General features: G+C 47.4%; 10 protein-coding genes. 3 read left to right on the top strand and 7 right to left on the bottom strand.

Annotated elements, in window-relative coordinates; translation table 11 throughout:
• A partial coding sequence (locus RMO35_RS24100; RefSeq protein WP_309745111.1) for an ACT domain-containing protein occupies positions 1-711 on the top strand: 711 nt, incomplete at its 5' end.
• A 330-nt stretch (positions 712-1,041) separates the two neighbouring features.
• On the opposite strand, the gene RMO35_RS24095 is transcribed toward RMO35_RS24100, so the two are convergent.
• Together RMO35_RS24095 and RMO35_RS24090 are read right to left on the bottom strand one after the other, a co-directional pair.
• On the bottom strand, positions 1,042-1,326 hold the full coding sequence (locus RMO35_RS24095; protein WP_309745109.1) for a hypothetical protein: 285 nt from the start codon (positions 1,324-1,326) through the stop codon (positions 1,042-1,044).
• An 82-nt stretch (positions 1,327-1,408) separates the two neighbouring features.
• Positions 1,409-2,161 (bottom strand): response regulator transcription factor, encoded by a 753-nt coding sequence (locus tag RMO35_RS24090; protein ID WP_309745107.1) that lies wholly within the window; start codon positions 2,159-2,161, stop codon positions 1,409-1,411.
• A 314-nt stretch (positions 2,162-2,475) separates the two neighbouring features.
• Between RMO35_RS24090 and RMO35_RS24085 the strand changes: the two genes are divergently transcribed.
• Entirely contained in the window at positions 2,476-2,724 is a 249-nt protein-coding gene (locus RMO35_RS24085; protein WP_309745105.1) for a DUF6761 family protein, read from the top strand.
• Positions 2,725-2,807: 83 nt separating this feature from the next.
• Here the strand turns inward: RMO35_RS24085 and grxD are convergent, their stop codons facing one another.
• The 4 genes from grxD to RMO35_RS24065 form a co-directional block, all read right to left on the bottom strand.
• Entirely contained in the window at positions 2,808-3,131 is a 324-nt protein-coding gene (gene grxD, locus RMO35_RS24080; protein WP_309745103.1) for a Grx4 family monothiol glutaredoxin, read from the bottom strand.
• Between the two features lie 59 nt (positions 3,132-3,190).
• A complete protein-coding gene (locus RMO35_RS24075; protein WP_309745101.1) occupies positions 3,191-3,448 on the bottom strand; it encodes a BolA family transcriptional regulator in 258 nt (85 codons plus the stop codon).
• Between the two features lie 54 nt (positions 3,449-3,502).
• The gene (locus RMO35_RS24070; RefSeq protein ID WP_309745100.1) at positions 3,503-3,955 is read right to left on the bottom strand and encodes an NAD(P)H-quinone oxidoreductase subunit N; all 453 of its coding nucleotides are present in this window, start codon (positions 3,953-3,955) and stop codon (positions 3,503-3,505) included.
• Positions 3,956-4,132: 177 nt separating this feature from the next.
• Positions 4,133-4,888 carry a hypothetical protein gene (locus RMO35_RS24065; RefSeq protein ID WP_309745098.1) on the bottom strand — a complete coding sequence of 252 codons (756 nt, stop codon included), beginning with the start codon at positions 4,886-4,888 and terminating at the stop codon, positions 4,133-4,135.
• Positions 4,889-5,145: 257 nt separating this feature from the next.
• On the opposite strand from RMO35_RS24065, the gene RMO35_RS24060 reads away from it, so the two are divergent.
• Positions 5,146-5,721 carry a 5-formyltetrahydrofolate cyclo-ligase gene (locus tag RMO35_RS24060; RefSeq protein WP_309745095.1) on the top strand — a complete coding sequence of 192 codons (576 nt, stop codon included), beginning with the start codon at positions 5,146-5,148 and terminating at the stop codon, positions 5,719-5,721.
• A gap of 52 nt (positions 5,722-5,773) precedes the next feature.
• Here the strand turns inward: RMO35_RS24060 and ruvB are convergent.
• Positions 5,774-6,900: Holliday junction branch migration DNA helicase RuvB (gene ruvB, locus RMO35_RS24055; protein WP_309745093.1), on the bottom strand; the 1,127-nt coding region annotated here is incomplete at its 5' end.

The following is a 6,900-nucleotide window of genomic DNA, read 5'->3' as shown; positions in this document are numbered from 1 at the left end:
CGGGGACGCGAATTACTAGAGCGCGAACTCGGCAAAAATGGTCTAGAAGCCCTCTTAAAGTCCGAACCGATGCTCTCTGTCGCCGTGCGGTGCAATTACGTCACCGTGGAGGATTTACTGGCTGGTTTAGGCTATGGTGAGATTACTCAAAAGACAGTCGTCAATCGCCTCCGCGAGACGATCAAAGATCGCGAAACGCCGACAGCGGAACTACCACCAACAATCGCCCCCAAGCAAACGACGCCCCAAAATAGCGATTTCCCGATTTTGGGTATTGAAGGGCTGTTGCATTACATCGCCGGATGTTGTAGCCCGATTCCGGGCGAGCCAATTATCGGGATCGTCACGCGCAATAGCGGTATTTCCATTCATCGCCAAGGCTGTATCAATGTCGAACAAATGGATGGCAATCGGTTGTTACCAGTGAGTTGGAATACCCAAATCGCCAAAGAGAAACCCCGAACTTATCCCGTGAGCATCCAACTGGAAGTACTCGATCGCGTTGGCGTTCTCAAAGATGTCTTGTCCCGCTTGACGGATAATAAAGTTAACGTCCGCTCGGCAAATGTGATTACGCATTATGCCAAGCCCGCGACGATCGATCTATCGATCGAAGTCAGTGACAAGGCGCAACTCGAACGCTGCTTTGCTCAAATCAAGCAGATGAGTGACGTGTTAAATATTCGACGGCTAACTCAATCTGAGAACTAATTAAAGCAACGTGGATAGTGAATAGTGGATAGTGGATAGCGAAAAGTGCGTTCTTGGAGTTTCCCCAAAAACGCACTTTTCAAGACAGTGGCTAGTTCTAGTACTTAGGATTAAGTTTTGAGTGTATTTCGATCGATGTTTATGTATCGGTGCAAGATATGATTGCGATCGATTCTTTATTATATTTAAGCGAGTAACTACTAATGATTTTAGACGAAACTACGCAAAATGCGATCGCTGGCGGACTCGCAATCGCAATCTCAATCGGTGCGATGTTGATGATGTTTAGTAACGTGTGGACTACTAAAAAATAGCCTGCTGACCGAATTTCTAGCTGTGGCGATCGACAGCAGTAATGTTAAAAGCTTGACTGGTATTGTATTCAGCCCGTTCGTTAGCACACTCGACGCGGGTGGCGTCTGGGCGAGGTGAAATCGTCCCGATCGCTTCGAGATCGCGGAGGATATAATTGAGCTGGTTGGCGATCGCACCGAGCGAGATGGGCGATTGGCTTTCATGCTGACGACTGGCTTGTAAAAAGTGCAGCCGCATCTGCCAGGTAGAGTGGTTGGGGTGCTTAGTTAGGTACTCGATTACGGCTTGACGACTAATCATCTGCTATTACTCCTTGCGGTTATTACTATTTTTACCCGATCGTGAACAAATGTGTAGCTATCTTCACAATTTCGTCGTTATTCTAATAATTTAAGCGATAACCGATTTTGCGGACTGTCTCGATCCAGTCGTTATCACCAAGCTTTTTGCGGAGGGTGAGTACATGACTATCGACCGTTCGTGGATTGTCAATATCGATATCCCAGGCGCGTTTAAGTAGTTCTTGACGATGGACTGGTCGCCCATTTGCTTGCGCTAAAACGATCAAGAGACTAAATTCCTGGGGGCTAAGATCGATTCTGGCGGCGATCGACGATCGATCCGAGTTGTGCGCCAGCTTGCTACGAATGGATGGCTCTACCGGGATTTGCGGGGTATCCGAGCGCGTTGCTAAGTGCTTTCTCAGATAAACGCATCGCCGCACTAAATCGATGCGTAAATTGCCACAAGTTATCTCCAGCGGAATGACGTTCGTCACTCGGCTGCGGCGCAATAAAGCTGACACTCGGGCGAGAAATTCCGGCATCCCAAACGGTTTTTTGAGATAATCATCAACACCTGTCTCCAGCGCGGCGACGAGATCGAGATCGCGCACTCGCGCCGATAACATCAACATCAGTGAATTGCCCTGCGGATACAACCACTGACAAAATTCGATCCCTTCGCCATCGGGTAAATCTGAATCGACGATCGCCAGTGTAGGTAGTTGCCGATCGCACTCCTGATAAGCTTGGGCTAAAGTTGCCGATTGTTGTACCTGATAACCCGCTTGTTGCAGATGCCAAGCTAGTAGCGATCTTAAATTGTGATTGCCTTCAATGACGTGAATCTGCACACTTTTTTGAGAATACAACTAGCAGTCTTCGATCCGATTAAATGCCCCATCTCTCCACCAATTTACAGACCCCAATCCTCAGTCGATCGAGCTACAGACATCAGCACGGCAACCAGTTAAACTAGTTAACAACGGTTGTTAAACCCGGAACATTTAACGATTTGGACATGTCTGACTCAGCAGGGATCGGTCTGCACCACCGGGACTAAGGCGTATTTTCCACACTGCAACTATTCAAAGTATAGATTACAGTAAAATTATGCCCAGTCGAGCATTTTTGAGATATCCTGTTTAATACGTCTAAGGATTTAGCCATGCTGCAAACTATAGAAACGATCGGGCACTACCAAAAGATTACCGATGCCTTAGTAGAAATGTGGCATCGCGGCTACCGCTTTGATGACCTCCGATTGTATCTCGATGGTTATTTAGCAGCATTGCGTAGCACTAATGCGCTAGAAGCCTATCAAATCAATCGACTTGAAGAGGAAACGATGCGTTACGTTTACGATCCTTCCAACTTTGAATTACCAGAGCTGCAAAAGGAACCAGATTATTACTAACGATTTCATGATGATGAGTTCGATCGGCAGTTGTCGAACGATGATTAGATCGCTTGACAACTGCTAATTAATAGCTAGCAAAATTAACTAGCTAAAGCAACTTCCACTAATTGTTGCAGTTCGCCCTTTTGATACATTTCGGTCATGACATCCGAGCCGCCAACAAATTCACCATTGATATATACTTGGGGAATTGTCGGCCAGTTAGAGTATTCTTTGATGCCTTGACGAATATCTTGGTCGGCGAGGACATCTACGGTTTCGTAGGGTACGCCCAGGATATTCAGAATCTGCACTACTTGATTGGAGAAGCCGCATTGAGGCATTAATTTATTGCCTTTCATGAAAACTACGATTTTGTTATCGGCGATCGTTTTGCCGATTCTTTCTGCTGTGGGTGTGGTCATGTGAGGATCCAGGATAGGTAATGGGGTACGGGATGCGAACTGCTAACTGGAACTAACTCTTATGTTTGAGCTTGCCAAGTAGCGGGGGTATATGTTTTGAGTGCGAGAGCATGAATTGCGCCGCTAGCCATCGCTTCGCTGACGGTACTGTAAACCAACTGATGTTGTTGGATCAGGGTCTTGCCTTCAAATTGGGCGGATACAACCACAGCTTGATAATGATCGCCGCCGCCAGTAAGATCGACGATCTGAACGATTGCTTCTGGCAAACCTGCTTCGATGCTGGCTTTAACTTGACTGGGAGAAATCGCGCTCATACTAAAAAACTGTGAGAGATCTTGATTATAACTGGATCGAGCGCGAGCCGATTTTCAAGAGCTGGCGATGTCTGAGAGCTTCACCCACCGGAATTGACGATCGCCACCTAATTCGATGACAATTTTAACGCGTGGCTCTAGAGTCGGAAATTGGGCTAGATAAGCTAGCTCTTGGTTAGATAGAACCTGTCCGTCAATCAACCATAATACTAAGCCTTTTGCGGTAGCTGGCATGGTTGCCAGCCGGGTATCGATTATCGGTGGGATGAAGTAGGTGCGGATCTCCTTTTTGCCAACGTGAGGGGGGCGAACGCCGTGGACGCCAGCCAGATAAGCACCGATATCACCGATCCCTCTAGCCGACAGTGACATGTTTTCATAGCCAGTCGCTCGCAGGCGGCGTTGATATCTTCCCTCAAAACCCCCTTCTAGCGGGGCATATACGCCCAATGCTCCCGATTGTTCTAAATCGCGGATAAATGGTTTACCAGTCGTAATTAAGGGCATCTCGACATCCTGATAGGAGTTATTCTATTCCTGGCGATCGCCAAACCGATCGATTGCGGTCATTTGGCTGCGCGACTGGAGATCGGTTGAAGTTTTCAGCGATCGCCGATCGACTTACATTATGGCAATTTCTTCACTCATAATTATGCCATAAATCGATCGCCCACAGTGGTAAATTTACTCAAGGATATTGATGCCATCGTATACTAGCGCCATCAGTTCGCCCCGATCGTTAAATTCGAGCGCTGCTGGTTTGGGAGTCAAGATCGCAATATTTTCAAATGCCCAGCAATTACCACAAGATCGTGCTAAATCGATGAGGAGCTGGATCTGGGGAATCTCGACCCCAATTTGGTGGAAATAGTCAAAATAACTTAGATAAGCAATCCGGTAATCTTGAAGTGTTGTCGGTAAAGACATCGGATCGAGGTGCGGATGACTTTTTTGGATTTCACAGATCGAAACTTGATTGAGAAAATCACCCAGCGGATCGAAAGCCATCTGGTGTTGCTCACCGACAATCGTTGCACGCGGATTGGCATAAGCTTTAACGACATCAATAAATTCTGGCGCAATTTGCTCATCGATCTGACGATCGCAACTGTTGCAGATTTGGTGTAGTATACTGCTACCTACATCGACCAAATCTGGACGATCGAGTAAGATTTTCATCGCTGTGAGCGGATTTTCCGTCCACAGCACCCGCGCTCGATCCAGCCCAGCATATAGATAACAAGCATTAATCGCATTTTCGGCGAGTTCGCGATCGGTAGTGCGATCGTCCAATATTTCGGCCCACTTTTCCCGGCTTTGTGGGATATAATCTACTTCTAACTTGACTAGTTTGCGACGCTCCATTGAAACCTGTGCTAGTTGCTGAGATGAGAACTCATTTTTCACCGACCTGACCATTGTATCAATAGATAATGACATAGCAACTCCATGTGAAAGTGATGTGGTGAGAAGATCGAATACTCTTGAGCTAACTTTTAGCAAGTGATGAGTTATTTGCCAATAGCTAGATAATTTAGATCTAGTCTAAGTCCTGCTCTGACTGGCTTTAAGTGGCATCGATCCGACGATGGGGATATCTAGAAACCACAGGTTAGATCGAGAGCTAACTACTAGAATTTTAACTGACTATTTGCTAGATCCGCCTGCTTAATTTGGCGGATAAACGGTAGTAATAGATGACGACGATGACACCAGCCAATTACTCGCCCAAACAGACGTTACGCAGCCAACTGCTCGATCGACGCCAAGCTTTACCAGCCCTAGTTTGGCAAGCACACAGCGAGCTAATCTGCGATCGACTCTCCGCAAATACCGCATTTAGGGACGCACAAACCGTGCTTGCTTATCAAAGCTGTCGCCAAGAGCCAAGTCTCAACTATCTATTTACCCATCATCACAAGCAGTGGGGATTACCGCGATGTCTCGATCGAGATCTCCAGTGGCATCGCTGGAAACCTTTGCAAACACTAGTTTCTGGCAGTTATGGCATTCTCGAACCACCGCCAACATCGCCCTTATTATCACCACAGGAGATCGACTTAATTTTGGTACCAGCGATAGCTGTCGATCGCGATGGGTATCGGTTGGGCTATGGTGGTGGTTATTACGATCGACTGCGCGCCGATCCACTCTGGCGCAAGATTCCGACGATCGGCATTATCTTTGATTTTGCTTATGTCGATCGACTGCCGATCGATCCTTGGGATGTGCCCCTAGATGCAGTGTGTACGGAATTAGGCTTTAGGGATTAGGCTTTAGGGATTAGGGATTAGGGCGTTGCTGAATTCAGAGGCACCTAAGTAGTTACTCCTCTAGTAACGATAACTGTGCGCCGCTGTCATTCCCTCCTTTTAAGCCCAGATGCTTCCGCGCTGCTGCCGTCACTACTCGTCCCCGTGGCGTCCGGTGGAGATAGCCAATTTGTAATAGATAAGGCTCATACACAGATTCGATCGTTTGGCTATCCTCACCTGTCGATGCTGCCAAAGCTTCCAATCCAACCGGGCCACCATTAAACTGCTCCGCCATCGTCGTCAATAATAGTCGATCGACCCAATCTAAGCCCAGCGGATCGACATTATAAATCTCCATCGCCGCGCTAGCGATCTCGCCATCGATTTGGGTATGACCTTTGACTTGAGCATAGTCCCGCACCCGTTTTAACAACCGATTGGCAATTCGTGGTGTACCACGCGATCTTCTGGCAATTTCTGCCGCACCTTCAGGTGTTACTACAGTTTGCAAGATATCCGCCGTCCGTTGGACGATCAGAGTCAGCTCGTCTACCTCATAAAAGCGTAACTTCTGTACTAGTCCAAATCGATCGCGTAATGGTGATGTCAGCGAACCCACCTTCGTTGTTGCGCCGACGAGGGTAAATTTGGGTAATGGAATGCTCCGAATTTTAGCCGTATTCCCTTTACCGACCGTAATATCTAAGCGAAAATCCTCCATCGCTGGATACAGAATTTCCTCCGTCATCCGAGGAAGGCGATGAATCTCATCGATAAATAAAATATCACCGGGCTGCAATCCCATCAAAATCCCCACGATATCGCGCGGACGTTCTAAAGCCGGAGCCGCCGTAATCTTACAATTTACGCCCATTTCCGAAGCCAGAATCAGCGACATCGTAGTTTTACCCAATCCTGGCGGCCCGTATAATAGTAAATGATCGAGGGATTCTTTGCGGACTTTAGCCGCTTGAATAGCGATATCGAGGACACCTTTGAGATCTTTTTGACCGATATACTCATGGAGACTACTCGGTCTGAGGCTTTCTTCTTGAATCTTTTCCTCAGAGGTGGTGACATCTGCCTGCAAAATTTCCGCGTCAGCGGTTGTTAATTCAGGATTGGGAATTAGTGGCTTGGGAATAGTTTTCTTCTTCTCTTTAGGCTGCTGTGCGGCATCGGCTGGCTGTTTGGAGG

Source organism: Chamaesiphon sp. OTE_20_metabat_361, assembly GCF_031364565.1.
This window is presented reverse-complemented; position numbering and strand designations above follow the sequence as displayed.

Bases quoted from the DNA above. Each gene is read 5' to 3' on its own strand.
- RMO35_RS24085 (WP_309745105.1), top strand. From the start codon at position 2,476: ATGCTGCAAACTATAGAAACGATCGGGCACTACCAAAAGATTACCGAT.
- RMO35_RS24060 (WP_309745095.1), top strand. From the start codon at position 5,146: ATGACGACGATGACACCAGCCAATTACTCGCCCAAACAGACGTTACGC.
- RMO35_RS24095 (WP_309745109.1), bottom strand. From the start codon at position 1,326: ATGATTAGTCGTCAAGCCGTAATCGAGTACCTAACTAAGCACCCCAAC.
- RMO35_RS24075 (WP_309745101.1), bottom strand. From the start codon at position 3,448: ATGAGCGCGATTTCTCCCAGTCAAGTTAAAGCCAGCATCGAAGCAGGT.
- grxD (WP_309745103.1), bottom strand. From the start codon at position 3,131: ATGACCACACCCACAGCAGAAAGAATCGGCAAAACGATCGCCGATAAC.
- RMO35_RS24065 (WP_309745098.1), bottom strand. From the start codon at position 4,888: ATGTCATTATCTATTGATACAATGGTCAGGTCGGTGAAAAATGAGTTC.
- RMO35_RS24070 (WP_309745100.1), bottom strand. From the start codon at position 3,955: ATGCCCTTAATTACGACTGGTAAACCATTTATCCGCGATTTAGAACAA.